Annotated in this window: 24 protein-coding genes, 1 tRNA gene and 1 pseudogene; 16 read left to right on the top strand and 10 right to left on the bottom strand. The window is 61.5% G+C overall.

Annotation, left to right across the window (positions count from 1 at the left end):
• Positions 1-6: 6 nt before the first annotated feature.
• Positions 7-1,551 carry an alkaline phosphatase family protein gene (locus GGI60_RS18295; RefSeq protein WP_183917477.1) on the bottom strand — a complete coding sequence of 515 codons (1,545 nt, stop codon included), beginning with the start codon at positions 1,549-1,551 and terminating at the stop codon, positions 7-9.
• Positions 1,529-2,512, bottom strand: a complete 984-nt coding sequence (gene galE, locus GGI60_RS18290) for a UDP-glucose 4-epimerase GalE (RefSeq protein WP_183917475.1) — start codon at positions 2,510-2,512, stop codon at positions 1,529-1,531. The genes GGI60_RS18295 and galE overlap by 23 nt, the downstream gene beginning before the upstream one ends.
• A gap of 243 nt (positions 2,513-2,755) precedes the next feature.
• Between galE and GGI60_RS18285 the strand changes: the two genes are divergently transcribed.
• Together GGI60_RS18285 and GGI60_RS18280 are read left to right on the top strand one after the other, a co-directional pair.
• On the top strand, positions 2,756-3,400 hold the full coding sequence (locus tag GGI60_RS18285; protein WP_183917473.1) for a ThuA domain-containing protein: 645 nt from the start codon (positions 2,756-2,758) through the stop codon (positions 3,398-3,400).
• 63 nt (positions 3,401-3,463) lie between these two features.
• Positions 3,464-4,028: pseudogene (locus GGI60_RS18280) on the top strand (GNAT family N-acetyltransferase).
• Between the two features lie 30 nt (positions 4,029-4,058).
• On the opposite strand, the gene GGI60_RS18275 reads toward GGI60_RS18280, so the two are convergent.
• On the bottom strand, positions 4,059-4,301 hold the full coding sequence (locus GGI60_RS18275; RefSeq protein WP_183917471.1) for a DUF2934 domain-containing protein: 243 nt from the start codon (positions 4,299-4,301) through the stop codon (positions 4,059-4,061).
• Positions 4,302-4,537: 236 nt separating this feature from the next.
• Between GGI60_RS18275 and GGI60_RS18270 the strand changes: the two genes are divergently transcribed.
• Positions 4,538-5,968, top strand: coding sequence for a DUF6880 family protein (locus GGI60_RS18270; RefSeq protein WP_183917469.1), 1,431 nt, complete (start codon positions 4,538-4,540; stop codon positions 5,966-5,968).
• 169 nt (positions 5,969-6,137) lie between these two features.
• Here the strand turns inward: GGI60_RS18270 and GGI60_RS18265 are convergent.
• A tRNA-Gly gene (locus GGI60_RS18265) sits at positions 6,138-6,212 on the bottom strand.
• 253 nt (positions 6,213-6,465) lie between these two features.
• Between GGI60_RS18265 and GGI60_RS18260 the strand changes: the two genes are divergently transcribed.
• From GGI60_RS18260 to GGI60_RS18245, 4 genes are all read left to right on the top strand, one after another.
• On the top strand, positions 6,466-6,975 hold the full coding sequence (locus GGI60_RS18260) for a prolyl-tRNA synthetase associated domain-containing protein (protein WP_183917467.1): 510 nt from the start codon (positions 6,466-6,468) through the stop codon (positions 6,973-6,975).
• Positions 6,976-7,031: 56 nt separating this feature from the next.
• Positions 7,032-8,003 (top strand): thioredoxin, encoded by a 972-nt coding sequence (gene trxA / locus GGI60_RS18255; RefSeq protein WP_183917464.1) that lies wholly within the window; start codon positions 7,032-7,034, stop codon positions 8,001-8,003.
• A gap of 76 nt (positions 8,004-8,079) precedes the next feature.
• A complete protein-coding gene (locus GGI60_RS18250) occupies positions 8,080-8,766 on the top strand; it encodes an LON peptidase substrate-binding domain-containing protein (RefSeq protein WP_183917462.1) in 687 nt (228 codons plus the stop codon).
• A 9-nt stretch (positions 8,767-8,775) separates the two neighbouring features.
• Positions 8,776-8,964, top strand: coding sequence for a Trm112 family protein (locus tag GGI60_RS18245; protein ID WP_010034724.1), 189 nt, complete (start codon positions 8,776-8,778; stop codon positions 8,962-8,964).
• Positions 8,965-9,086: 122 nt separating this feature from the next.
• On the opposite strand, the gene GGI60_RS18240 is transcribed toward GGI60_RS18245, so the two are convergent.
• Positions 9,087-10,301 carry a ubiquinone biosynthesis hydroxylase gene (locus GGI60_RS18240; protein WP_183917460.1) on the bottom strand — a complete coding sequence of 405 codons (1,215 nt, stop codon included), beginning with the start codon at positions 10,299-10,301 and terminating at the stop codon, positions 9,087-9,089.
• Positions 10,302-10,385: 84 nt separating this feature from the next.
• Here GGI60_RS18240 and tesB point away from each other — a divergent pair, with 84 nt between their 5' ends.
• From tesB to GGI60_RS18205, 7 genes are all read left to right on the top strand, one after another.
• Positions 10,386-11,270: an acyl-CoA thioesterase II gene (gene tesB, locus GGI60_RS18235; protein WP_183917458.1), complete on the top strand. Its 885-nt coding sequence runs from the start codon at positions 10,386-10,388 to the stop codon at positions 11,268-11,270.
• A gap of 210 nt (positions 11,271-11,480) precedes the next feature.
• On the top strand, positions 11,481-11,831 hold the full coding sequence (locus GGI60_RS18230) for a P-II family nitrogen regulator (protein ID WP_275619775.1): 351 nt from the start codon (positions 11,481-11,483) through the stop codon (positions 11,829-11,831).
• A gap of 27 nt (positions 11,832-11,858) precedes the next feature.
• Entirely contained in the window at positions 11,859-13,283 is a 1,425-nt protein-coding gene (locus GGI60_RS18225) for an ammonium transporter (RefSeq protein WP_183917455.1), read from the top strand.
• A gap of 249 nt (positions 13,284-13,532) precedes the next feature.
• Positions 13,533-16,220 (top strand): FtsK/SpoIIIE family DNA translocase, encoded by a 2,688-nt coding sequence (locus tag GGI60_RS18220; protein ID WP_183917453.1) that lies wholly within the window; start codon positions 13,533-13,535, stop codon positions 16,218-16,220.
• A 139-nt stretch (positions 16,221-16,359) separates the two neighbouring features.
• Positions 16,360-17,028 carry an outer membrane lipoprotein carrier protein LolA gene (locus GGI60_RS18215; RefSeq protein WP_183917450.1) on the top strand — a complete coding sequence of 223 codons (669 nt, stop codon included), beginning with the start codon at positions 16,360-16,362 and terminating at the stop codon, positions 17,026-17,028.
• A 102-nt stretch (positions 17,029-17,130) separates the two neighbouring features.
• The gene (locus GGI60_RS18210; RefSeq protein WP_183917449.1) at positions 17,131-17,934 is read left to right on the top strand and encodes an exodeoxyribonuclease III; all 804 of its coding nucleotides are present in this window, start codon (positions 17,131-17,133) and stop codon (positions 17,932-17,934) included.
• Positions 17,934-18,707 carry an ATP-grasp domain-containing protein gene (locus tag GGI60_RS18205; RefSeq protein ID WP_183917446.1) on the top strand — a complete coding sequence of 258 codons (774 nt, stop codon included), beginning with the start codon at positions 17,934-17,936 and terminating at the stop codon, positions 18,705-18,707. The genes GGI60_RS18210 and GGI60_RS18205 overlap by 1 nt, the downstream gene beginning before the upstream one ends.
• A gap of 26 nt (positions 18,708-18,733) precedes the next feature.
• Here the strand turns inward: GGI60_RS18205 and GGI60_RS18200 are convergent, their stop codons facing one another.
• The gene (locus GGI60_RS18200; protein ID WP_183917444.1) at positions 18,734-19,189 is read right to left on the bottom strand and encodes a cyclic nucleotide-binding domain-containing protein; all 456 of its coding nucleotides are present in this window, start codon (positions 19,187-19,189) and stop codon (positions 18,734-18,736) included.
• A 114-nt stretch (positions 19,190-19,303) separates the two neighbouring features.
• Complete coding sequence (locus tag GGI60_RS18195) at positions 19,304-19,987, bottom strand: response regulator transcription factor (RefSeq protein ID WP_011427159.1); 684 nt, start codon at positions 19,985-19,987, stop codon at positions 19,304-19,306.
• Between the two features lie 167 nt (positions 19,988-20,154).
• Here GGI60_RS18195 and GGI60_RS18190 point away from each other — a divergent pair, with 167 nt between their 5' ends.
• Together GGI60_RS18190 and GGI60_RS18185 are read left to right on the top strand one after the other, a co-directional pair.
• Positions 20,155-20,676: a L,D-transpeptidase gene (locus tag GGI60_RS18190; protein ID WP_183917442.1), complete on the top strand. Its 522-nt coding sequence runs from the start codon at positions 20,155-20,157 to the stop codon at positions 20,674-20,676.
• Between the two features lie 130 nt (positions 20,677-20,806).
• Positions 20,807-21,637: an aldo/keto reductase gene (locus GGI60_RS18185; protein ID WP_183917440.1), complete on the top strand. Its 831-nt coding sequence runs from the start codon at positions 20,807-20,809 to the stop codon at positions 21,635-21,637.
• Positions 21,638-21,745: 108 nt separating this feature from the next.
• Here GGI60_RS18185 and leuC read toward each other — a convergent pair whose 3' ends face one another.
• From leuC to GGI60_RS18170, 3 genes are all read right to left on the bottom strand, one after another.
• Positions 21,746-23,155, bottom strand: coding sequence for a 3-isopropylmalate dehydratase large subunit (leuC, locus tag GGI60_RS18180; protein WP_183917438.1), 1,410 nt, complete (start codon positions 23,153-23,155; stop codon positions 21,746-21,748).
• Positions 23,156-23,398: 243 nt separating this feature from the next.
• Complete coding sequence (locus tag GGI60_RS18175) at positions 23,399-24,214, bottom strand: amino acid ABC transporter permease (protein WP_183917436.1); 816 nt, start codon at positions 24,212-24,214, stop codon at positions 23,399-23,401.
• 16 nt (positions 24,215-24,230) lie between these two features.
• Complete coding sequence (locus GGI60_RS18170) at positions 24,231-25,028, bottom strand: transporter substrate-binding domain-containing protein (RefSeq protein ID WP_183917434.1); 798 nt, start codon at positions 25,026-25,028, stop codon at positions 24,231-24,233.
• Positions 25,029-25,051: the final 23 nt, after the last annotated feature.

Raw genomic sequence — 25,051 nt, 5'->3', positions numbered from 1 at the left:
AAGAGATCAGGGCCGGCGCGTCACCGGCCCTTTTTCGGTCAACTCCGTATAGGCAAGCGTCTGATCCAGATGCTGCGCCCTCAGCGACAGCAGCTTTTCGGCATATTCAAGCCGGATGGCCGCATAGGCCGGATCCTCCGCGACATTGTTGAGCTCCATCGGATCGTCGCGAAGATTGAAGAGCAGCGGCGGCAGTGCGGCAAAATGCACATATTTGAACCGCGCATCGCGGATCACCGCGAGATTGCATTGGTTGGACCGCGACCGGAAATGCCGTTCCGCCTCGCCAGCGGCGATATCACGGAAATCAAATTCCCAGAACGCCGCATCCCGCCATCCCGGCTCGCTCCCGCCATTGACGAACGGCATGAGCGACCGGCCGTCGAGCCCGTTTTTTGCCTCGGTGCCTAGCTTTTCGCACAATGTCGGAAAAATATCCGCGGCGCTGGTGAAATCGTCGACGCACCCGCCTGCGGCACTGCTTGCGGGATCGCGGATGACAAGCGGAACATGATAGCTGCCGTCGAAGAAACCGCCCTTGCCGAGCGTCCAGTGATCGCCCGCCATCTCGGCGTGATCAGAAGTGAAGACGATAAGCGTTTTCTCCCAGGCCCCCGCACTCTTCAGCGCCTGCCAGATGCGGCCGAGTTGCGCGTCGACCTCAGCTATCATGCCGTAATAGATCGCACGGATCGCAGCGAAATCTCCGCCATTCCAGCCGCTGAGCGGCCCGGTGGCGCCGTGAATGAAATTGCCCTTGCCGGTGCGCGGCATGGCATAGGCGAGATAAGGATGACTCGCCTCTTCCGCTTGAGCGTTTGTCGCGCGCGCAAAAGCCGGTCCGTCACCCGGCCCGAACATGCGGTTGAATGGCTCCGGCACGGAAAACGGCGGATGCGGACGCAAAAAAGAGACATGCGCAAACCACGGCCCGTCCTGCTCGCTCATCCAGCGGATGAATTCGCCAGCCAGGAAAGCGGTCTGGGTCTCGTCGCGGGAATAGGCCGGCGCCGCATTGGAAATTTCGCCGGCTTGCGCACCGACGGGAATATGGATGTCGCGGCTGACTGCATGCGTGTGGCCACGCGACCTCAGCCAGGAGAGCCATTGTTTTTCATGCTCGGGCAGAAGCTGGCGTGCGGTAAAACCGGGCAACACGCCTTCATAGGTCGTCAAATGCGGGTCGGCCGCATCCATGCCGCGCGGATCGGGCGCCGTGTCGGTATAGCCGAACAGCGTCGGATCGTATCCCGCCCGCCGGGCGGCCAGCGCCAGATTGTCGAAGCGGGCATCCAGCGGCGAACCATTGCGACAGACACGATGGTTCATCTGGTAAAGGCCGGTATAGAGCGTCGCTCGCGCCGGCGAGCAGGGGGCAGCCCCGGCATAATGCCGCCGGAACAGCGTGCCTTCGCGCGCCAGCGCATCGATATTTGGCGTTTTCACACACGCATGACCGGCGGCCGACAGGCAATCGCCGCGCCATTGGTCCGCAGTTATCAGCAGAATGTTCGGTCTAGCGCCTTTTTCAATGCTGGTTGGATCTTGCATGCCAGTTCCAGGCGGAGCGGATGATCTCGGAGAGATCATATTGCGGCACCCAGCCGAGCACGTCGCGCGCCTTGTCGTTATTGGCGACCAGCGTATGCGAATCGCCCTCGCGGCGGCCGATATATTCGACCGGGAACGGCCGGTTCGACACGTCCTCGATCGCGCCGAGCAATTCCTTGACGGTCGTGCCGGTACCGGTGCCGAGGTTGAGCGCGACGGACTCTCCGCCCTTCAGGAGATATTCGACGGCGCGCACATGCGCATCGGCAAGATCCAGCACGTGGATATAATCGCGCACGCAGGTGCCGTCGCGCGTCTCGTAATCGCTGCCGAACACCTTGAAGCCCTGGCGGCGGCCGAGCGCGGCATCGATCGCCAGCGGGATCGCGTGCGTCTCAGGCTGGTGCCATTCGCCGATCCGGCCTTCGAAATCGGCGCCGGCGGCGTTGAAATAACGCAACACCACTGAGCGCAGGCTCTTATACTGGTCGTAATCGGCAAGCGCCTGTTCGACGATATATTTCGTCCGCCCATAGGGGTTGATCGGCACCTGTCGGTGCGTCTCGTCGAGCGGCACGCTCTGCGGCAGGCCGTAGGTGGCGCAGGTGGAGGAGAAGACAAAGGCGTTGATGCCGGCAGCCTGTGCCGCCGAAAGCAGCGTCAAGGTGCCGATCACATTATTCTCATAGAAGGAAACCGGATCCTTGACCGATTCGCCGACCTCGATCAAGGCCGCGAAATGCAGGATCGCCGCCGGCTTGTGCGTGGCGAGCACCTCGTCCAGCCGGGCGCGATCGCGAATATCGCCTTCCTCGGCCGGCCCCCATTTGACGAACTCGCGATGGCCGTTGGAAAAATTATCGAAGACGACAGGCTTGTAGCCCTTGTTCGCCAAGTCAAGGCACGTATGCGAGCCGATATAACCGGCGCCGCCGACCACAAGAACCGTTTCACCTGCCATACACCACCCTTGTTGTTTCTGAGAGACGGGAGAAACCTAGACGAGATGCGCCGCAATAAAAAGAAGGAAATGCGGCGGACGTGAATGGACACCGGTCCAACTCCGAACCGCCAGGCGCCCCGTAACGATTTGTGCCGGATCGGCAATTCGTGAATTATTCGCGTGATTTGCATAACGGCCCATTTTAAGGGCTTTCACACCACGTGATGCAACGGTCCGCACAATCAGCCAGGGAGCGCGTGAATGAGGAAGGCATTGGTCGTTTGGGGCGGCTGGCAGGGTCATGAGCCGGAGCAATGCGCCCATATCGTCGCCGATCTCCTGCGCGAGGTCGGCTTTGCAGTCGAGGTGACCGGCGATCTCGGCATATTCGGATCTCCGACGCTCGCGAAAGCTGATCTGCTGGTGCCGATCATCACTGGCGAAAAGCTTGAGAAGGATCATGCCCTTGGCCTGGTCGAAGCGGTGCGCGGCGGGCTCGGGCTTGCCGGCCATCACGGTGCGCTTGCCACTTCCTTCAAGGAAAGCGCGCCTTTCCGCTATGTCTCCGGCGTCACATGGGTCGCCCATCCCGGCAACATTATCGACTTCCGCGTCGCGGTCAGCCGTCAGGACGATCCGATCATGGAGGGCATTCCCGATTTCGACTACCATTCGGAGCAATATTACCTGCATTACGATCCCACCGTCGAAATCCTGGCGACCACGACCTTCACCGGCGCATACGATCCGGCGGCCCGCAATGTCGTGATGCCTGTTGTCTTCAAGCGCCATTTCGGCGCCGGCCGCATCTTCTATTCTGCTCTCGGCCATGTCGCGGCCGAATTCGACCATCCCTACATGCCGCTGATCCTGCGGCGCGGCCTCGGATGGGCCGCCCGCCGGTAGATTTGGGAGAGGCCACAAGGACGGCCGCTTGCCGGTCGCCCGCCTGCGCCATAACTTGCCGGCATGCCGGATCGCTTCTCTTTCGTCCTTGCCACTGCCGATCTCCTGACCGATATCGAATCGATCTTCGACGATTGTGTGGGGGGGCGGAATTGCCGCTGCGCCTACTGGTATCTTCCAAATGCCGATTACAAGGCGGGATGGGGTGAGTGAAATCGCAGCTGGTTTCGGGATCTTGTCACCTAGCCGCGTCCGCCGGGCATTCTCGGCTATCACGACGACGAGCCGGCCGGATGGTGCGGTGTGGCGCCGCGCGCGGTGTTCGACCGGCTGCGCCGGTCAAAACCCTTCACTCCGGTGATGACAGGCCGGTCTGGTCGATCAATTGCTTCATCGTCCGCAAACCGTTCCGGCGGCAGGGCCTGTCTCGTTTGCTTTTGAAACAGGCCGTCGAATTTGCCCGGGCAAACGGGGCTGAATGTCTCGAGACCTATCCCGTCGACCAGATCCGCGCGTCGGGGCAAGCGACCTTTACCCCGGAACGCTTTCGATATTTCTGGATGCCGGTTTCGTCGAAGTCGCAAGACGACTGCCGACGAGGCCGGTCATGCGCCTGGATTGCCGCTGACTATTTCGGCGCACGGGAATTGGCAATCGCCTAACGCGCCGCTTTCAGCTGCAGGCCGTTCTCAGCAGGGGGCACAACTCGCATCAGCCGCCCGGCGGCCTTCAGCTTCTCGATGAGATCGTTTCCGTCGGGCGAAGCCTTCGTCAGCTCCAGCTGCTCGAATTCCTTGAGCGCCTGCGCCCAATGGCTTTCCCCGCGCCCATCCGGCCGGCCTTCCGATTCCCACAGCGAATAAGCGCGCTGGCTGACCCAGGCGTCCTTAGTGTGACTCATAACCAACCCCAGCCGAAAAATTTGGAAGCAAATATCGATGGGCAACAAGGTGCCAAAGCGGGCTTTAGGAGTCGTTACGAGGCAGCGTTATTTTTTGGCTAACGGCCATGATTCGGCGAGACTAACCGCCGATAAAGTCATACGAATTCGCGATACGATATACTTGCGCCCGCCTCGGCACCGTGGACTGATTTGAATACCGGGTTAGGGTCGGCGCGAAACAACAGCGGTGACCCATGGCAGCAAAGACGACTCTCAACGCCAAGAATTTGGAAGCTCTCGGTGCACAACGTCTCGCCGAACTGCTGATCGAAATCAGTACCGGCAGCGCCGCCCATAAACGGCGGCTTCGCATGGAGCTGGCCGGTAGTCAGGGCAGCACCGAGGTCGCGCGTGAGATCCGCAAGCGCCTCGGCAGCATTGCACGAGCGCAGAGCGTCATTGAATGGCATAAGGTAAAAACCGTCAACGCGGACCTCGAAGCGCAACGATCCGCGATCGTCACCATCGTGGCCGCCGACGATCCGAAGGAAGCGTTCGATCTCATCTGGCAATTCCTTGCCGTTGCCGATTCGATATTCCACCGATCCAACAGCAACGACACAGCCTTCATCGAGATGTTTCATCAGGCATGCGCCGATGCCGGCGTCATCGCCAGCTCCGCGGGGATCGGTATCGATGTCCTTGCCGACAAGGTCTTCACTGCGTTGCAGGATAATGACTACGGCCAATATGACCCGCTGATCGCCGAGATGGTTCCGGCGCTGGGCAAGGAAGGCCTGGAACGTTTGAAAAGCCTCCTGGTGCAATGGTCGAACGAAGCGGAGGAGAAGCCCGCCGATGCCGACCGGGAAATTCTCGGCTGGGGCGGCAGCGGTCCGATCTACCAGGACGAGATCTATGCCAAAGATCGGCGACTGACGGCGCGCATGGCTTTGCAGGAAATTGCCGATGCCCAGGATGATGTCGATGCCTTCATCGCCCAGCAGCCGGAAGAGACCTTAAGGGCGCCGATGGTCGCGATCGCGATTTCCGACCGCTTGCTGTTGGCCGGACGCGCCGAGGAAGCATTGAGGATTTTGGACGGCGTCGATCACCGGTTCGAAATGCCTTTTGAATGGCAGGAAGCCCGCGCCGAAACGCTCGAAGCGCTCGGACGGAGGGAGGAAGCGCAGGCGTATCGATGGCAATGCTTCGAGCAGTCGCTGAACGTGGAGCACCTTCGCGCTTTCCTGCGAAAGCTCGCCGATTTCGACGACATCGAGGCCGAGGAGAAAGCATTCGCCTTCGCACACGGCTTTCCCGATGTTCATCGAGCCCTGGCCTTTTTCCTCGCCTGGCCCGCACCTGCCGACGCAGCCAAACTCGTCTCCAGGCGCCAGGCGGAACTGGACGGCGACCTTTATGAACTGATGACGCCGGCCGCCGAAATGCTGCAGGAGAAGCACCCGCTCGCGGCAACGATGCTGCTGCGGTCGATGATCGGCTTCGCTCTCGATTACGGCCGGTCCAGCCGTTACAGGCATGCCGCGCGCCACCTGGCGGAATGCGCCTCGCTCGCGCCTCATATCGACGATTTCGGCAGCGCCCTGCCTCACGATGCCTATATCGCCGAGCTCAAGCGCCAACATGGAACGAAGCATGGCTTCTGGAGCTTGATACGTTAGGCCGGATATGGCGATTTACGAACGGAAAGGACATCGCCATGAGGTGACTGACGCCACCTATGCCGAGAGCAGGCAGCGACGAGCGTTTGGCATAAGACCCATCAGAACGACGTTGTCCATGTCACATGGACAGCCTGCTATCATGTCTTCGGAATGAACCTGGGAAAACTGGAGCGGGCGAAGGGATTCGAACCCTCGACCCCAACCTTGGCAAGGTTGTGCTCTACCCCTGAGCTACACCCGCTCAATCCGCATCGGTCCGGGGTAGTCGTTGGACCGTGGGCGCCGCCTCGTGGCGACGGGCGCTATATGGCCTAACGGATTTTCAAATGCAACAGGGAAATGACGAAGAGAGGAAGAAAAATTCGTGCGGTCGCATGAGGCCGGCGGAAAGGCCGCAAATGTGGGGGGAGGGCGTCGGTGACGAAGATTGCCAAATGATGTGGACGGACTTAATCAGGACGCCTCGCTTTTCATCGCTACCAACGGATTGCCTGATGCCCGAAAACATGCCCAAGACGAAAGACGATCTGTTTGCCTTCCTCGACGGGCTCGGCATTGCCCATAAGACGGTCGATCACGCGCCTGTTTTCACCGTGGCCGAATCGGTTGCGCTGCGCGACGAGATCCCCGGCGGCCACACCAAGAATCTCTTCATCAAGGACAAGAAGGACAGGTATTTTCTCCTGACCGTTGAGGAGAATGCCGAGGTCGACCTCAAGCAGGTGCACACCATCATCGGCGGCTCCGGCCGGGTCTCCTTCGGCAGGGCCGAGAAGCTCATGGAGTATCTCGGCGTCATTCCCGGCGCGGTCACCGCCTTCGGCGCGATCAACGATACGGCAGGAAATGTCACTTTCGTGCTCGATGCCGATCTGATGGCTGAAGAGGTCGTCAACTGCCATCCGCTCGCCAACGATGCGACCACATCGATTGCAAGCGGCGACCTTGTCCGTTTCATGGAGGCGACCGGACATAAGCCGCTTGTCTTGAAAGTGACGTCCTGACATACGATTTTAGCGCTACAATGATGCCGGCAGGATCGGCGCGGCGGGAGATACCTATGAGCGGCAGCAACAACCCCTATAACGGTTCCTTCGGAAATCAGATGTCGGCAACGACAAGCTTCGGCGCTCAGCCTGCACCGGCGGCGGGCGGCAGCTATGTCACCGACACGACGACGGCGAATTTCGGTAAGGACGTCATCGAGGAATCGCGCAAACAGCCGGTGCTGGTCGATTTCTGGGCGCCCTGGTGCGGGCCGTGCAAGCAGCTGACACCGGTCCTGGAGAAGGTTGTCAACGAGGCCAAGGGCCGCGTTCGGCTGGTCAAGATGAACATTGACGACCATCCCTCGATTGCCGGCCAGCTCGGCATCCAATCTATCCCCGCCGTCATCGCCTTCGTCAACGGTCGCCCGGCCGACGGTTTCATGGGCGCGGTGCCGGAAAGCCAGATCACCCAGTTCATCGACCGGATCGCCGGACCGGCCGGCGCCGATGAGGCCGCCGAAATCGAAGCCGTTCTGGCGGAGGCGGCGGAACTGCTTGCCGCCGGCAACCTCAACGAGGCCGCGCAGCTTTACGGCGCCGTCATGCAGGCCGATCCCGAGAATGCCAAGGCGCTTGCCGGAATGGCCGAATGCATGATCGCCGCAAACCAGCACCAGCGGGCGCGCGAAACACTGTCCAATCTGCCGGAGGAACTCGCTAGAGATGCGGGCATCCAGGCGGTCTTGAAGAAGCTCGACCAGATCGAGGAGGCGCGCAAGCTCGGCGATCCCGTAGCGCTCGAGCGTGACCTGGCTGCCAATCCTGACGATCACGAAACGCGGCTGAAGCTCGCCAAGATCCTCAATGTCGAAGGCCGGCGCGACGAGGCGGCCGAACATCTGCTTCAGATCATGCGCAAGGACCGCGGCTTCGACGATGACGGCGCGCGCCGCCAGCTGCTGCAGTTCTTCGAGGTCTGGGGTTTCAAGGATCCGGCGACGGTTGCCGCCCGCCGCAAGCTTTCGGCGATGCTGTTCTCCTAAGATTAGAATATCGGCCCTTGCGTTTTCGGGCGGGGGCACCACATTCTCGTCAGAACGGGCATGCCCGTTTACAAGAATGCGGGACGGTTTCATGCAAGTCGGTAATGCCAGATACCTGAAGCCGGGCGATCTGCCCGATGCCATCGCCGTCTTCCCGCTGCCCGGGGCCCTCCTCCTGCCGGCCGGACAGCTTCCTCTCAACATCTTCGAGCCGCGCTATCTGGCGATGCTGGATGCAGCGCTTGCCGGAAACCGGCTGATCGGCATGGTGCAGCCGGCGCTCGGCGAACATGAGGAAAAGGGGCACGAACCCAGTCTTGCCACCGTCGGTTGCCTCGGGCGAATCACCTCCTTCGCCGAGACCGGCGACGGGCGCTATATCGTGTCGCTGACCGGCGTCTGCCGCTTCCGGCTCCTGGGGGAGAAGGTGACCAGCGATCCCTTCCGCACCTTCCGAATCGCGCCCTTCATCGCCGACCTCTCGGCGGAGAACGAGGAGGAGGCGGTCGATCGCACAGCCCTGCTCACTGCTTTCAAAGCCTACCTCGATGCCAACAAGCTGGAAGCCGACTGGGAAAGCGTCGAGCGGGCGAGCAATCTGACGCTGGTCAATTCGCTCGCCATGATGTCGCCCTTCGGACCGGCCGAAAAACAGGCTCTGCTGGAGGCGCCGGACCTGAAGACGCGGGCCGAGACGCTGATCGCCATTACCGAAATCGTGCTGGCGAGGGTCTTCGGTGACTCCGACACGGTTCTGCAGTAAACTTCGGCCATGGACGAAAAACTGAGCCGCGTCGATCCGAAACTGTTGGAGCTCCTGGTCTGCCCGCTTTCCAAGGGCCGGCTTTCCTATGACCGCGAGCACAATGAGCTCGTTTCGGAAAAGGCGCGCCTTGCCTATCCGATCCGCGACGGCATCCCGATCATGCTGGTGTCCGAGGCGCGGCGCCTCGACGAGTAGCGCTTTTCATCATTGTCTCTAATGCATGTCGCCCGGAAGCGTGCAACGGTTCCGGAATAACGACATGCATCAAAACGAGGGGCTAAAGCGCGTCGCATGAATCATATTTGACGCGACGCGCTTTAGATCGTCTGGCCGGTCAGCAGGCGGGGGTTGTCCTTCGCCGTCGTTCCGGCCGCCTGGCCGATGAAGAAGGATTTGAGGCGCGGCAGCCGGTCGACAATGCCGAGACCGACATCGCGGGCGACGCGGATCGGCATCGCGTCGTTGGAGAAGAGCCGGTTGAGCACGTCGGTCGTCACGCCCATGCGGAAGGTGTCGAAGCGCCGCCAGGTCTGATAGCGCTCGAGAATGTTGATCGAACCGATATCGAGGCCGAGACGATCGGCTTCCACGACGGTTTCCGCCAGCGCCGCCACATCCTTGAAGCCGAGGTTCAAGCCTTGTCCTGAAATCGGATGGATGCCGTGGGCGGCGTCGCCGGCAAGCGCGAAACGCGGGGCGACGAAGGCGCGGGCAAGCGTCAGGCCGAGTGGAAAGGCGCGCTTGTCGCCGATCACCTTCAGCGCCCCGAGCTTGTGGCCGAAACGGCGTTCCAGCTCTTCTTCGAAGACCAGCTCGTCGGCGGCGACCAGCCGGTCGGCATCATGCGTGCGCTCGGTCCAGACCAGGGAAGAACGGTTGTTCTTGAGCGGCAGGATGGCGAAGGGGCCGGCCGGGAGGAAATGCTCCTCGGCGCAGCCGTCATGCGGCCGCTCGTGCTCGACCGTCGCGACAATGCCGGACTGGCCGTAGTCCCAGGTGACGGTCCTGATGCCGGCGAGATCACGCAGCTTCGAGCGCAGACCGTCGCAGGCCACCACCAGCCGCGATTCCAGTATGCTGCCGTCCGAAAGCATGACGGTGGCATGGCTGTCCTCAGTTTTGAGCTCCGTCGCGCCGAGTCCGTGGCGGATGTCGATGCCGAGCCGTTCGCAGGCGCCCCGCAGGGCCGCGACCATGGCGACGTTCGGAATCATGTGGGCGAAAGGCCGGCCTTCGGCCACTTCGCCATCGAAAGTGAGGAAAACTGGGCGCACCGGGTCGGAGGTTCTCGAATCGGTGACGATCATCTTGGTGATCGGCTGAGCTTCCGGCTCGATCTCCTCCCAGATGCCGAAGATTTCGAGCATCTTCACCGCGGCGGCGATGACGGCGGAGGCGCGCGTGTCGTTCTTCCACGCATGCTCGGGTGCGGCCTCGACCACCGAGACTTTCAGATGCGGCGCTGCCTGCTTGACCGCAACGGCAGCGGAAAGGCCGACATAGCCCGCGCCCACAACCAGCATATCAAGCATCACGCCGCTCCCGTCCCTTGTGCCTCAGATGTGATCTATATAGATCATCGCCACTTCACTTCCTACCGCCGGGAGGCATACAAAATGACGCGCGAAACATCAGGGGCTTCGGCGATGGAGAGGCTGCTTGCGACGCTCGACCTGGAGCCGATCGAGGTCGACATCTTCCGCGGCCGCAGTCCTCAGGCCGGCTGGCAGCGGGTCTTCGGCGGGCAGGTGATCGGCCAGGCGCTGATGGCGGCGCAGCGCACCATCGAGGCTGAGCGTTTCGTCCATTCGCTGCATGCCTATTTCATGCGGCCCGGCGATCCCGCAGTGCCGATCATCTATCAGGTGGAGCGGATCCGCGACGGATCGAGCTTCAATACCAGGCGTGTCGTCGCGATCCAGCACGGCAGGGCGATCTTCGCGCTGTCGGCCTCTTTCCAGCTGGAAGAGCCGGGCTTCGACCACCAGATCGCCATGCCCGAGGTGCAGATGCCGGAGGCGCTGCTCGGCGAGCAGCAGATCAAGGAACAATATCTCGCGCATGCGTCGGAGGCGATCCGGGCATACTGGCAGCGCGAGCGGCCGATCGAGATCCGCCCTGTCTCGCTGACCCATTATTTCTCCGACAGGAAGCTCGATCCCAGGCAGGACGTCTGGGTGCGGGCCACCGGGGCGGTTCCCGAAGATCGGCGCTATCAGGCGGCAGTCCTTGCCTATCTCTCCGACATGACGCTGCTCGACACGTCGCTTTATGCGCATGGTACGTCGATCTTCGATCAGAGCCTGCAGGTGGCGAGCCTCGATCACTCCATGTGGTTCCATCGGCCCTGCAAGCTCGACGACTGGCTGCTCTACACGCAGGATAGCCCGTCGGCTTCCGGCGCCAGGGGGCTGACACGCGGGAGCCTGTTTACCCGGTCGGGACTGCTCATCGCCTCGGTCGCCCAGGAGGGTTTGATTCGTAAAAAGGCAAATGAATAAATAATAGGCATATTTCTAAATTTGGGCATTATTTGTGCGCTTATTGGTCAGTCATCTGCCTGTTTATTGGCATCATCTATTTTAATCTTTATTTTTCAATAACTTATATCTTGGCGCGAATCTGGCACGTCCTTTGAATGTATATCGCTGGTCGCTGTTCAGGAACGTCAGCGGCAAGGAGAGTCGGCTCCGCGCCGAGGATAACGAAGGATGGGAAACCAGATGAAAATTGTGATGGCTATTATCAAGCCGTTCAAGCTCGATGAGGTCCGCGAAGCGCTTACGGCGATCGGCATTCAGGGCCTGACCGTGACCGAAGTGAAGGGCTACGGTCGCCAGAAGGGGCATACCGAAATCTATCGCGGCACCGAATATGCGGTCAGCTTCCTGCCGAAGCTCAAGATCGAAATCGCCGTTGCATCGGAACTTGTCGAGAGGGCGGTCGAAGCCATCGCGGCGTCGGCCAAGACCGGCCAGATCGGTGACGGCAAGATCTTCGTCTATTCGATCGACCATGCCGTGCGCATCCGTACGGGCGAAACCGATTCAGAAGCGCTGTAAGAACGGCAGATCAAGGAGCTTTTTCCAATGTCAATTTCGAAGTTTTCCTCCACCTATGCGCGGGTCTGCGCAGCAACGGCTGCGCTTCTTGCGCCGGCGGTCGCTTTTGCGCAGGAGACTGCGCCGGCTGCTGCTGCCGCTGCTCCTGCCTTCACCATGGACAAGGGTGACAATACCTGGATGCTCGTCTCCTCGGCGCTCGTCCTGCTGATGACCATCCCGGGCCTCGCGCTTTTCTACGGCGGTCTCGTCCGCGCCAAGAACATGCTCTCCGTGCTGATGCAGGTCTTCATGATCACCGCCGTCGTGGCGCTGCTCTGGGTGACCTACGGCTATTCGCTCGCCTTCACCGACGGCGGCTCGCTGAACAGCTTCGTCGGCGGCTTCTCCAAGGCCTTCCTTGCCGGCGTCAACACCTCGTCGCTCGCCGAGACCTTCTCCAAGGGCGTCGCCATTCCGGAATATACCTTCATCGTCTTCCAGATGACCTTCGCCTGCATCACGCCCGGCCTGATCGTCGGCGCATTCGCCGAGCGCATCAAGTTCTCGGCCGTCATGCTCTTCGTCGTGCTCTGGGTCACCTTCATCTACTTCCCGATGGCGCACATGGTCTGGTTCTGGGGCGGTCCGAGCTCCTACACCTCGCCGGCCGGCCTGATCTTCTCCTACGGCGCAATCGACTTTGCCGGCGGCACGGTTGTCCACATCAATGCCGGTATCGCCGGCCTCGTTGGCGCCATCATGCTCGGCAAGCGCACCGGCTATAAGAAGGAAATCATGGCTCCGCATTCGATGACGCTGACCATGGTCGGCGCCTCGCTGCTCTGGGTCGGCTGGTTCGGCTTCAACGCCGGCTCCAACCTCGAAGCCAACGCCTATGCCTCGCTCGCCATGATCAACACCTTCGTCGCGACGGCTGCCGCCGCTGTGTCCTGGTGCATCGTCGAAAGCCTCGCCCGCGGCAAGGCCTCGATGCTCGGCGGTGCTTCCGGTGCCGTCGCCGGCCTCGTCGCCATCACGCCGGCGGCAGGTTTTGCCGGCCCGATGGGCTCGATCGTTCTCGGCCTGATCGTCTCGCCGGTCTGCTACTTCTTCGTCGACGTCGTGAAGAACAAGTTCAACTACGACGACAGCCTCGACGTCTTCGGCGTGCATTGCATCGGCGGCATCATCGGCGCTCTCGGCACCGGCATCCTCGTCAACCCGGCGCTGGGCGGTGCAGGCATCGTCGATTATTCGACGGCCGATTTCGCAGCCTCCTATGCCGGCACGGCGACCCAGGTACTCGCCCAGGCCAAGGGCGTGCTGACGACGCTGCTGTGGTCGGGCATCGGCTCGGCGATCCTCTACAAGATCGTCGACGTCGTCGTCGGACTGCGCGTCACAGTCGAGGCCGAGCGCGAAGGCCTCGACCTTTCGACCCACGGTGAAGCCGCCTACCACGCTTCCTGATCATAAGGTTTGCGGCGCCCGGCAGACGGGCGTCGCTTCACGGCCCGTCGCGGCCTACCCAGTATAACCGCATTTGGCCCGAACCCTTTCCAGGTTCGGGCTTTTTTTGATCTCCCCCGTCCGGAATGCCGTCCAAGCACGCATGGTTAACATCGCTTTAACCCGCCTCTGGTTAGGTAGAGCGGAGGCATTTGGCATGGCGAAGCTTCGGTGATTCGCATGCCCTCAGGCATTGGACGGGTTAGACACATGGCAAGAAGCACGTCGCCGGCGATGGATGGCCGTCCGGATCGGTTCTCCTTCTCGGCATTCATGCTGCGGCAGATCCAGGCGCTCATCGGCTTTGCGATCTTTCTGTTGCTGGCGTTCTGCGTCGCGGCGCTGGCGACATGGAACGTCGAGGACCCCAGCTATTCCTACGCCACCGCCAACCTGCCGACGAATATCCTCGGCTATAGCGGTGCGGCCTTTGCCGATATCGTCATGCAGTTCTTCGGACTTGCCAGCGTCGTTTCGATGCTGCCGATCGTCGCCTGGGCGCTGACGATGATCTCGGGTCGCCCCTTCAGCCGCATTCCCGCCCGCATCGGCGCTTGGCTTGCCGGCTCGGTTTTGTCCTCCGCCGTCATCGGCTGTTTCCCGCCGCCGCTCACCTGGCCGATTCCGAACGGCATCGGTGGCGTCGTCGGCGACATGATCCTGCGCTTTCCCGCGCTCTTCGTCGGCGCCTATCCCACCGGCACCTTCGCCATGGTCGTCGGCTGCATCTTTGCCGTGCCGACCGCCTGGATGATGCTCTTTGCATCGGGCCTCGTCGGCCACAGCGAAGCGGATGACGAAATCGAGGACGATTACGTCGAGACGCCAAGTAGGGCACGGGTCGTCGGCGACGAGGACGAGGAGGACGAGTCGCGCTGGGTCGCTTTCAGCGGCGCGGTGACACATGCCTGGTACATGAGCCAAGGGCGGCTGCGCCGGCTCTTCGGCATGGGACCGCGCAAGCGGCGCCAGGGCGATTTCGAATCGCCCTATGATTTCAACGATGATGAGTTCGGCACGCTGAACGAACCGGTCCGCGCCAAGGCGGCCGCCCTGCGCGGCGAGCGCATGGAACCGTCGATGGAGCCCTCAATGGGGGCAAGGGCGGCTTCGCCGCGGCGCGTCGTCGCCGCACCGTCGCTTTCCATCGACGACGAGGATGAGGACGACGATCCGCCCTTCGATACCGACATGCCGCTGCGTCCGGCCGATATCCTGCCCGACGATGATGACGACGACTGGATGATCCGCGCGCCAGCGAAAGCCGCAGGCAAGCCGGAGCCGCGTGTCGTGCCCGCGATCGCACGGCCCAAACCCGGCGCCCGTGTCGAGCGAGAGGCGCAGGGTTCATTCATTCGGTCCGAGGGTTTTCAGCTGCCCTCAATGCACCTGCTCGCCGAGCCGAGGAACGTGGTGCGCGATTCGACGCTGTCGGCCGACGCGCTGGAGCAGAATGCCCGCATGTTGGAGGGCGTGCTCGAAGATTTCGGCGTCAAGGGTGAGATCATCCATGTTCGCCCCGGCCCCGTCGTCACGCTTTACGAACTGGAGCCGGCGCCCGGCATCAAATCGTCGCGCGTCATCGGCCTCGCCGACGATATCGCCCGCTCGATGAGCGCCATTGCCGCCCGCGTTGCCGTCGTGCCGGGCCGCAACGCGATCGGCATCGAACTGCCGAACCAGACGCGCGAGACCGTCTATCTGCGCGAATTGATTGCCTCCCGGGATTTCGACGGCAGCAAGGCGAAGCTTGCCATGGCGCTCGGCAAGACGATCGGCGGCGAAGCCGTCATCGCCGACCTGGCCAAGATGCCGCACCTGCTCGTCGCCGGCACCACCGGCTCGGGCAAGTCGGTCGCCATCAACACGATGATCCTGTCGCTGCTCTACCGCATGACGCCGGAACAGTGCCGGCTGATCATGATCGATCCGAAAATGCTGGAACTCTCCGTCTATGACGGCATTCCGCACCTGCTTTCGCCCGTCGTCACCGATCCGAAAAAGGCGGTCGTCGCGCTGAAATGGACCGTGCGCGAGATGGAAGAGCGCTACAAGAAAATGTCGAAGATCGGTGTGCGCAACATCGACGGCTTCAATACCCGCGTCGAGCAGGCCTTGTCGAAAGGCGAGGCGATCTCGCGCACGGTGCAGACCGGCTTCGACCGCCATACCGGCGAAGCGATGTACGAGACCGAGGAGTTCGACCTCCGGCCGATGCCCTATATCGTCGTCATCATCGACGAAATGGCCGACCTGATGATGGTCGCCGGCAAGGACATCGAAGGCGCCGTCCAGCGCCTGGCGCAGATGGCGCGCGCGGCTGGCATCCATGTGATCATGGCGACGCAGCGCCCGTCGGTCGACGTCATCACCGGCACGATCAAGGCAAACTTCCCGACCCGCATTTCCTTCCAGGTCACTTCGAAGATCGACAGCCGCACCATTCTCGGCGAACAGGGCGCCGAGCAGCTGCTCGGCATGGGCGACATGCTCTACATGGCGGGCGGTGGGCGTATCCAGCGTGTGCACGGCCCGTTCGTCTCGGATGTCGAGGTCGAAGAGATCGTCTCCTACCTGAAGACGCAGGGCTCGCCGCAATATCTCGATGCGATCACCGCCGATGACGACGAGGACGGCGATTATGGCGGCGGTGGCGGCGGCCCGGCCGGCACGTCGAACCTTGCGGATTCGGAAGATCCCTATGATCAGGCCGTCGCCGTCGTGCTGCGCGACGGCAAGGCCTCGACCTCCTATGTGCAGCGCCGGCTCGGCATCGGCTATAACAGAGCCGCCTCACTGATCGAGCGGATGGAGAAGGAGGGCATCATCGGGCCGGCCAACCATGCCGGCAAACGCGAAATCCTCGTTCCCACAGAAGACGACATCCTCGACCGCTGACATAACAGCCATATATTTCAGATGGGGCTGCTTTTGCGGAAACCTGATCGCAGCAAAGCCGTTTCCTCTCGCGGGCCGATCGCAACGCCTTGAAGACGCCGCCTTTCGGCAGCATGCAGATCGCATAAAGGAGATTTAGATGCGTAACTCCGATTCCTTCCTCTCCGGCCTGACGATGACGCGGCGCGATCTTCTCGGCGCTTTCGCCGTCGCTGCGATGGCAAGCGCCATTCCCTTCGGTGCTCTCGCGCAGGCGGCGGCGCCTGCCTCCGGCACGGCGCAGGCGATTGCCGACCATTTCTCCGGCGTCACGACGATGCAGGGCGAATTCGTGCAGTTCGGCCCCCGCGGCGAGCAGACCGGCGGCAAATTTTTCATCCAGCGCCCCGGCAAGCTGCGTTTCAACTATGACGAGCCGTCACCGATGCGGGTGATCGCCGACGGCAAGAATGTCGCCATCGGCAATACCAAGCTCAAGACCTGGGATCTCTATCCGCTCTCCAAGACCCCGCTCAGTCTGCTGCTGGCGCAGCATATCGACCTGTCGGCCGGCATGGTGAAGGGCGTCAAGGAAGAGTCGGACCTGACGACGATCGCGCTCGGCAACAATACGGTGTTCGGAAACTCGACCATCACCATGATGTTCGACCCGAAAACCTATGACCTGCGTCAGTGGACGATCACCGACAATCAAGGCAAGGACACCTCGGTGATGATCTTCAACGTCAAGACAGGCGTGCAGTTCGACGACCGTGTCTTCCGGGTTCCCTATGAGAGCATTCCGGGCACGCCGCAATCGCGCGACTGAGCCTTTTCGGTTGATCTGCTGACGCTTTTGCACGCGGCCCGGTTCCCTCCGGTCCGCCTTTGTTCTAAAGCCCTTTCATGAAAGCGTGAAAGGGCTTGCCGCATGGGCTTTTCGATTACGACCTGGAATATCAATTCGGTACGGCTGCGCATGCCAATCGTCGAGCAGCTCGTCCTCAAGCACAGCCCCGATATTCTCTGCCTCCAGGAAACCAAGGTGCCGAACGAGCTCTTTCCCGCCGCGCCCTTGCGGGCCATGGGCTACGATCACATCATCATCCACGGTCAGAAGGGCTATCACGGCGTGGCGATCGCTTCGCGCATTCCGCTGACCGAAGATCACCGGCAGGATTATTGCGGCGTCGGCGACGCCCGCCACATATCGGCAATCTTCGAACGCGGCAATCGCCGCATCCGGCTGCATAATTTCTACGTCCCGGCCGGCGGCGACGAGCCGGACCGGACGATCAATCCGAAATTCGGCCATAAACTCGATTTCATCGAGGAGATGAAGCTGCTGAAGGCCAATGGCGAGGCCAATACCTCGGCCATCCTGGTGGGTGACCTCAACATCGCCCCGCTCGAACACGACGTCTGGTCGCACAAGCAGCTGCTGAAGATCGTCAGCCACACGCCCGTCGAAACCGACGGGCTGCTCGAGGTGATGAAGCGCGGCGCCTGGCTCGATCTCATGCGCCAGCACGTACCTGCGAGCGAGAAGCTCTATACCTGGTGGAGCTACCGCGCCAAGGACTGGGAAGCGGCCGACCGCGGCCGCCGGCTCGACCACATCTGGTCCTCATCGGATCTCGGGCCGCACCTGAAGCGGATCGAGATCCTGAAGGAAGCGCGCGGCTGGGACCGGCCCTCCGACCATGTGCCGGTGACGGCGCATTTCGACTTGTGATGCAGTGGATTCTCCAAGAGTTCGAGGACACGCACAAACTGGCCGAGGCACTCGACCGGCTCGGTATCCCCTACAGTTGGCACAAGGTTGTGCCGTTCATCGGCGAGCTCATTCCCGAGCCGGTTGTCGCCGATCCCAGCGCCGTGGTGATGTTCGGTTCCTATACGCTGTGGAGAAACGCGGAGGCGAACGGCTACCGGCCGGGCATGTTCAAGTTGCGTCCCTTTGTCGAGGAAAAGGTGTGGCATCCCTACCTTCTCAACGGCGCCGATGCGTTATTCCTGACGCTGCGAGAGGTTCCCGCGTGTCTGGCTGACGATGGGCGGGAATGGTTTTTGCGTCCGGTCGACGAGCCCGGCAACGTGAAATCGGCCGGCGAGATCATCCGCATGGTCGAGAGGGTCCTCGCGCTCGACGAAGATGAAATCCCGGCGGGATCGCTACGGCATGACACGCTGCTGATGTTCACCAAGCCTGTCCGCATCCTGCGCGAATGGCGTCTCTGGGCCGTCAACGACAGGATCGTCACCTATTCGCTTTACAAAGAAGGATCGCGCGTCATCCACCGCCATGAGATCGATGACGACGCGCTCGAATTCGGGCGGAGGATGGTCGACCTCAATCCCGGCTACTCTCCGGCCTATGTCATTGACGTCTGCCGTACGGAAGGGGGCTTGAGGCTGCTCGAGACGAACTGTCTCAATGCTGCCGGCTTCTACGCCGCCGACCTCACAAAGCTCGCCGCAGCGATCGACGGCCTCGTCTACGACTGACGCGTCTCTGATCGCACCCATGTGGATCAGCTGAACCGATGGAACTGGCTTGCGGCCTTAGCCGCAAGTTCGGCGAGATTATCGCGGATGCGGTTTTCGATCAGACGAGCCGCGTCCGGATATTCCTCGATCAGCCGGTGGAACAGTGCGCGGGTGATGCGGATGATGGTGGTGTCTTCGCGCGCGATCGCGGTGAACTTGCGCTCGACCAACGTCACCAGCGCCAGCTCGGAAATCAGCGTGCCGCGGCCGGCAACGGCATCAGCCCGCTGCATGCCGTCGCTGCTCGTTGTGCGGAGTTCCAGGCTGCCGCTCAAGACGACATAGGCGCTCTCGGCCGGCGCGCCCTGGCGAAACAGCATCTGGCCGGCGGCGATCATGCGCCGGTCGGCGCCGAAAGCGATCAGTCGCAGCTGGTCCTCGCTCATGTCCTTGAACAGCGGAAGCTGCGAGAGCAGATGAATGTCGTCCGTCAGCGCCATACGGGCTTTTCGCCTTAGAGCAACTCCAACAAAAACTGCGTAGCGGTTTGCGTGCGGAACTGCGTGAAAATAAAGAGATAGAGCATTTCCGTGATTCGGAGAAACCGAGATGCTCTAGGGTATGATCTTGTAGCCGCCGTTTTCCGTCACCAGGATTTCGGCATTGGAGGGATCGCGCTCGATCTTCTGGCGCAACCGGTAGACATGGGTTTCCAGCGTATGCGTGGTCACGCCGGAATTATAGCCCCAGACCTCTTCGAGAAGCACGTCACGGGTGACGACTTTCTGTTCGGCGCGGTAGAGGTAGCGGATGATTGCCGCTTCCTTTTCCGTCAGGCGGATCTTCTGGCCGTTATCGGTGGTGAGCAGCTTCTGGCTCGGCTTGAAGAGGTAGGGGCCGACGGTGAATGTCGCGTCCTCGCTCTGCTCGTGCTGGCGCAGTTGCACGCGGATGCGCGCGAGCAGCACGGCGAAGCGAAAGGGCTTGGTGACGTAATCGTTGGCGCCGGCTTCGAGGCCGAGGATCGTATCGGAATCGGTATCATGGCCGGTCAGCATGATGATCGGCGCCTTGAAGCCGCCCTTGCGCAGGAGCTTCACCGCTTCGCGGCCGTCCATATCGGGCAGGCCGACGTCCATGATCAAGAGGTCGACCGGTGTCGAACGGGCGGTCGCAACGCCCTTGCCGGCGTTGGCTTCCTGCAGAACCGTGAATTCCTCGTAAAGCGACAATTGCTCTGTCAGCGTCTGCCGAAGGTCCTCGTCGTCATCCACCAGAAGAATGGTGCGTGCGGTCATGCCGTTGCGTCCTCATGTTAGGTCCCCTAGTCCTACGCCAAATTGCGGGTTTGGCAAGGATCGGCCGGCGGTGCTGTTGCCGGGCAGGTTTTCATATGATTTCAATCAAAGCCTCAAGCAATGCAAGACTCGCGAGAAAAATGGAAAAAGCAAGGCGGAGCCGGGGAATGAAGCCGTCCACGGTGGTGGTGCGCCCGGCGCCGGGAAAGAAGAGCCGGGCGATCGTGCGCATTGGCACGATCACTGTTCCGGCTGCCATCGGTCGCTCCGGCCGCACAGTGATGAAACGCGAGGGCGACGGCGCGACGCCGATCACATCGATGAAACTGCTATCAGGCTTCCGGCGCGGCGAGCGGAACGGCCGGCTCGCCACTGCGCTTCCCATCCACCGGATCCGCGCCGATATGCTCTGGTGCGATCAGTCCGGCAATGCCAACTACAACCGCCTCGTCAGGGCGCCGTTCGGCGCCGGCCACGAGGAGATGCGGCGCAGCGACGGGCTCTACGATATCTGCCTGGTGATGGACTGGAACATCTCCTGCCGGGCGCGCAACCGCGGTTCGGCGATTTTCTTCCATCTCATCCGGCCGGGCTACGAGCCGACGGCCGGCTGCGTGGCGGTGAGTCTCGGCGACATGCGCCGCCTCCTGCCGCATCTTCGCAAGGGGACGATTGTCCGTGTGGTCTGATTGTCTTCCGGATGCGGCTGCCTATATCTTTCCGGTGACCGAACGCTCAGGCTGAGATGCGTTCCGGGACGCCCCGAGTGCGGGCGCAAATCATGCCTCGTCCAATTCTTCAAAATCCCGGAGATATATTGTGACCGCTCAACCCATCATCACTTTCCATGACGGACATTCCATTCCGCAGGTCGGGCTCGGCGTTTGGCAGACGCCGCAGGAGATTGCCGCTCCGACGGTGCGCACTGCCATTGCCGCCGGTTATCGTCATATCGATACGGCGTCCGGTTACGACAACGAGGAGGGTGTCGGCGAAGGCATCCGCTCCTCCGGCCTCGACCGCAAGGACATCTTCGTCACTACCAAGCTCAGGAACACAGACCAAGGCTACGACAATACGCTGCGTGCCTTCGACGGCAGCCTGAAAAAGCTCGGCTCCGACTATGTCGACCTCTATCTCGTTCACTGGCCGTCGCCGCATCGCGGCCTCTACACCGAAACCTGGAAGGCGTTCGTTCGCCTAAGGGAAGAGGGGCGCGCGCGTTCGATCGGTGTGTCGAATTTTTATCCCGAGCATCTGGAGCGGATCATCGGCGAAACCGGCGTCGTTCCTGTCATCAACCAGATCGAGCTGCATCCCGACTTCCAGCAGAAGGCGGCGCAAGGGGTTCACAAGAAACTCAACATCGCCACCGAATCCTGGAGCCCGCTCGGCCAGGGGAAATTTATCTCGAATCCCGCGATCGGTGAGATTGCCAAGAAGCATCGGAAGACGCCGGCTCAGGTCATCATTCGCTGGCATATCGATACCGGCCTCGTCGTCATCCCGAAGTCGGTGACGCCGTCGCGCATCGAGGAGAACTTCCGGGTGTTCGATTTCGAGCTCGATGCCGACGACATGGCGGCGATCGCTAAGCTCGACAATGCCGGCGCCCGCATGGGGCCGGATCCGATGACGGCAGCTTTCTGATTGCCGGTTGCGAGGATGCCGCCGATCGGCTGTCGGGGTCGCAATATAGCAGCCGCCCGATGCGCTGATGCGCATCGGGCGGCTTTATCCTTCATTCCTTCGGACGGATCAGTTCCATTCGCGGATATCGACGAAGTGCCCGGCAATCGCGGCGGCGGCGGCCATGGCCGGTGAGACGAGATGCGTGCGCCCCTTGAAACCCTGACGGCCTTCGAAATTGCGGTTCGACGTGGAGGCGCAACGCTCACCTGGCTTCAGGCGGTCATCGTTCATGGCAAGGCACATGGAGCAGCCCGGCTCACGCCAGTCGAAGCCCGCGGCCTTGAAGATCTTGTCGAGGCCTTCGGCTTCCGCCTGTTCCTTGACGAGGCCGGAGCCCGGAACGATCATGGCGTTGACGGTCGAGGCAACGGTCTTGCCCTCGACGACCTTGGCAGCGGCGCGCAGGTCTTCGATGCGGCCGTTGGTGCAGGAGCCGATGAAGACGCGATCGACTGCGATGTCGGTCATTTTCGTGCCCGGCTTGAGGCCCATATAATCAAGGGCGCGCCACTTTGAGGCACGCTTCGTTTCGTCTTGGATTTCATCCGGATTCGGTACGATGCCCTGGACGGAGACGACGTCCTCAGGCGAGGAGCCCCAGGAGACGATCGGCGGCAGTTCGGCGGCGTTCAGTTTGACGACGCGGTCGAAATGAGCGCCTTCGTCTGATTTCAGCGTCTTCCAATAGGCGATCGCCTGTTCCAGCGCTTCGCCCTTCGGCGCGCGCGGCTTGCCCTTGATATATTCGAAGGTGACTTCGTCGGGGGCGATCAGGCCGGCGCGGGCGCCGCCTTCGATCGACATGTTGCAGATCGTCATGCGGCCTTCCATCGACAGCGCGCGGATCGCTTCGCCGGCATATTCGATGACGTAGCCGGTGCCGCCCGCCGTGCCGATCTCGCCGATGATGGCAAGAACGATGTCCTTGGCGGTGACGCCTGCCGGCAGCTGGCCGTCGACCTGCACCAGCATGTTCTTGGCTTTCTTCTGGATCAGCGTCTGGGTGGCGAGAACGTGCTCGACCTCAGACGTGCCGATACCATGAGCGAGCGAGCCGAAGGCGCCGTGGGTCGAGGTGTGGCTGTCGCCACAGACGATCGTCATGCCGGGCAGAGTGAAGCCCTGTTCCGGCCCGATGATGTGCACGATGCCCTGGCGCTTGTCGTTCTCGGAATAATATTCGACGTTGAACTCGGCGGCATTCTTGGCGAGCTGCTCGACCTGGATGCGGCTTTCTTCGTTCTTGATGCCGAGATGGCGGTCGGCCGATGTCGGAACATTGTGGTCGACGACGGCGAGCGTCTTTTCCGGCGCGCGGACCTTGCGGCCGCTCATGCGCAGGCCTTCGAAGGCCTGCGGCGAGGTGACCTCGTGGACCAGGTGGCGGTCGATGTAGAGAAGACAGGTTCCGTCGGCCTGTTCGTCGACCAGGTGGTCGTCCCAGATCTTGTCGTAGAGGGTACGCGGTGCGCTCATGGCGGTAAGTCCGTTTTTGGATGCTTTGGAAAATCGGGAAAAAGCGGATCAGGCTCCGCCGGCCGTCATTCGATCAACGAAGTCGGCTGTTGAGCGCACCGGATACGCATGCAAAGAACCGCGCCGGCAGGCGATAATGGTCCTGCAGCACGAAAATATGCGCGCCAGTGCATCTGAACTTGGATTCCATCGCCCGCATATAGCGATTTTTGAACGAAACGGCAATTCGAATCGTGCTGTGGCTCAGCGCGGCTTCTGCTTCATCTTCTTTTCAATGCGCCGCAGCGCCAGTGACAGGCCGATCGTCAGGATCAGGTAGATATAGGTGACGATCGAATAAGTCTCGAAGAAGCGGAAGGAGCCGGAGGCGTAGACCTTGCCCATCTGGGTAATGTCGGCCACGCCGAGAACCGAGACAAGAGACGAATCCTTCACCATCGAGACGAAGTCGTTGGAAAGCGGCGGGAAGATGACTCGGATCGCCTGCGGGAAGACGACGAGCCGGAAGCGGCGGTAGCGCGACAGGCCGAGGGATTTGGCCGCCTCGATCTGGCCGATATCGACCGACTGGAAGCCGGCGCGGAAGATCTCGGCAATGAAGGAGGAATAGCCGATCATCAGCGCGATGATAGCGCGCCACATCAGCGAAAGGTCGCGCACGAGGATCGGTTCGGCGACGCCGCTCGTCACCAGTGGCGTGATGATGAAGTTATAGGCCGCGACAAGACCCGGCGCGCCGACGAAAGCGATGTAGAAGAGCAGCACCAGGATCGGGATGCCGCGGATGATCTCGATATAGAAGCGGGCGAGCTGGCGCAGCACGATGCTGTCGGCCAGGCCGAGCAGCGCGATGCCGAGACCAAGCACTGTCGCCAGCATGAAGGCGACGAGCGTCACGAACACGGTGATGCCGGCGCCATTCACCACGGTCCGGAAGACCTGCGTGTAAATGTCGTTGGTGATGATAACGACGGCGAGAACGAGGCCGATCAGAACAAGGACGACCAGCCACCAGGGACGGTCGTCCTTCTCATGTCGCAGGGATGGTTGTGGCGCCATCTGCGATCGCTCGGGGTTATTCGCCCATCTTGTAGTCGAGGAACCACTTCTTGTTCAGCGCATCAAAGGTGCCGTCCGCCTTCAGATCTGCGATAGCGGCATTGACGGGGCCGACGAGATCCGACCCCTTCGGGAAGATGAAGCCGAAGTCCTCGGTGCCGAGCGCTTCGCCGACCACCTTCAGCCCGCCATTCGAGGAATCGACATAGCCCTTGGCCGCGACGCTGTCGGTCAGCACGAGGTCGACGTCGCCGGTCTTCAGCGCCTGCACGGTCGCGCCGAAGGTTTCGAAAAGCTTGATGCGCGGGTTCTGTTCGTTGCCATCGAGGATTTCATAAACGGCAGTATAAAAAGGCGAGGTGCCGGGTTGGGCGCCAATCAGGCCGGCGTTGAAGGCGGCAAAGCTCTTGGCGTCGGTGAAGCGCTTCTCGTCGCCGCGCACCAGCATGAACTGTTGTGAGCGCATATAGGGATCGGAGAAATCGACCTTCTGCTTGCGGTCGTCCTTGATGGTAATGCCGGTCATGCCGATATTGTACTGGCCGTCTGAGACCGCCTGGATCATCGCGTCCCAGCTGGTGTTCTGATATTCGACCTTGAAGTTCAGCCGCTTGGCGATCTCGTTCATCGCATCATATTCCCAGCCGATCGCCTTGCCGGATTTCGGATCGACGAACTGCAGCGGCGGATAGGCATTTTCGGTGACGACGACGACGCTCTTGCCGCCGAGATCGGGCAGTTCGGCTGCCGACACGGTTAAAGGAGCGAGCGCAAGGGCGGCAAAGCCCGCAAGAACGGTACGACGAAACAGCATGGAATGGCTCCCGGATTGAACGC

The sequence above is a fragment of the Rhizobium lentis genome (assembly GCF_014200175.1).
Taxonomy (GTDB): Bacteria; Pseudomonadota; Alphaproteobacteria; order Rhizobiales; family Rhizobiaceae; genus Rhizobium; species Rhizobium mulingense.
This window is presented reverse-complemented; position numbering and strand designations above follow the sequence as displayed.

Coding starts and splice junctions, on each gene's coding strand:
- GGI60_RS18215 (WP_183917450.1), top strand. CDS start 16,360: ATGCGTAACTCCGATTCCTTCCTCTCCGGCCTGACGATGACGCGGCGC.
- galE (WP_183917475.1), bottom strand. CDS start 2,512: ATGGCAGGTGAAACGGTTCTTGTGGTCGGCGGCGCCGGTTATATCGGC.
- GGI60_RS18190 (WP_183917442.1), top strand. CDS start 20,155: ATGAAGCCGTCCACGGTGGTGGTGCGCCCGGCGCCGGGAAAGAAGAGC.
- GGI60_RS18240 (WP_183917460.1), bottom strand. CDS start 10,301: ATGCTTGATATGCTGGTTGTGGGCGCGGGCTATGTCGGCCTTTCCGCT.
- GGI60_RS18170 (WP_183917434.1), bottom strand. CDS start 25,028: ATGCTGTTTCGTCGTACCGTTCTTGCGGGCTTTGCCGCCCTTGCGCTC.
- tesB (WP_183917458.1), top strand. CDS start 10,386: ATGACGCGCGAAACATCAGGGGCTTCGGCGATGGAGAGGCTGCTTGCG.
- GGI60_RS18295 (WP_183917477.1), bottom strand. CDS start 1,551: ATGCAAGATCCAACCAGCATTGAAAAAGGCGCTAGACCGAACATTCTG.
- leuC (WP_183917438.1), bottom strand. CDS start 23,155: ATGAGCGCACCGCGTACCCTCTACGACAAGATCTGGGACGACCACCTG.
- GGI60_RS18205 (WP_183917446.1), top strand. CDS start 17,934: ATGCAGTGGATTCTCCAAGAGTTCGAGGACACGCACAAACTGGCCGAG.
- GGI60_RS18275 (WP_183917471.1), bottom strand. CDS start 4,301: ATGAGTCACACTAAGGACGCCTGGGTCAGCCAGCGCGCTTATTCGCTG.
- GGI60_RS18250 (WP_183917462.1), top strand. CDS start 8,080: ATGCGGGACGGTTTCATGCAAGTCGGTAATGCCAGATACCTGAAGCCG.
- GGI60_RS18230 (WP_275619775.1), top strand. CDS start 11,481: ATGGGAAACCAGATGAAAATTGTGATGGCTATTATCAAGCCGTTCAAG.
- GGI60_RS18225 (WP_183917455.1), top strand. CDS start 11,859: ATGTCAATTTCGAAGTTTTCCTCCACCTATGCGCGGGTCTGCGCAGCA.
- GGI60_RS18210 (WP_183917449.1), top strand. CDS start 17,131: ATGGGCTTTTCGATTACGACCTGGAATATCAATTCGGTACGGCTGCGC.
- GGI60_RS18200 (WP_183917444.1), bottom strand. CDS start 19,189: ATGGCGCTGACGGACGACATTCATCTGCTCTCGCAGCTTCCGCTGTTC.
- GGI60_RS18270 (WP_183917469.1), top strand. CDS start 4,538: ATGGCAGCAAAGACGACTCTCAACGCCAAGAATTTGGAAGCTCTCGGT.
- trxA (WP_183917464.1), top strand. CDS start 7,032: ATGAGCGGCAGCAACAACCCCTATAACGGTTCCTTCGGAAATCAGATG.
- GGI60_RS18285 (WP_183917473.1), top strand. CDS start 2,756: ATGAGGAAGGCATTGGTCGTTTGGGGCGGCTGGCAGGGTCATGAGCCG.
- GGI60_RS18195 (WP_011427159.1), bottom strand. CDS start 19,987: ATGACCGCACGCACCATTCTTCTGGTGGATGACGACGAGGACCTTCGG.
- GGI60_RS18175 (WP_183917436.1), bottom strand. CDS start 24,214: ATGGCGCCACAACCATCCCTGCGACATGAGAAGGACGACCGTCCCTGG.
- GGI60_RS18245 (WP_010034724.1), top strand. CDS start 8,776: ATGGACGAAAAACTGAGCCGCGTCGATCCGAAACTGTTGGAGCTCCTG.
- GGI60_RS18260 (WP_183917467.1), top strand. CDS start 6,466: ATGCCCGAAAACATGCCCAAGACGAAAGACGATCTGTTTGCCTTCCTC.
- GGI60_RS18220 (WP_183917453.1), top strand. CDS start 13,533: ATGGCAAGAAGCACGTCGCCGGCGATGGATGGCCGTCCGGATCGGTTC.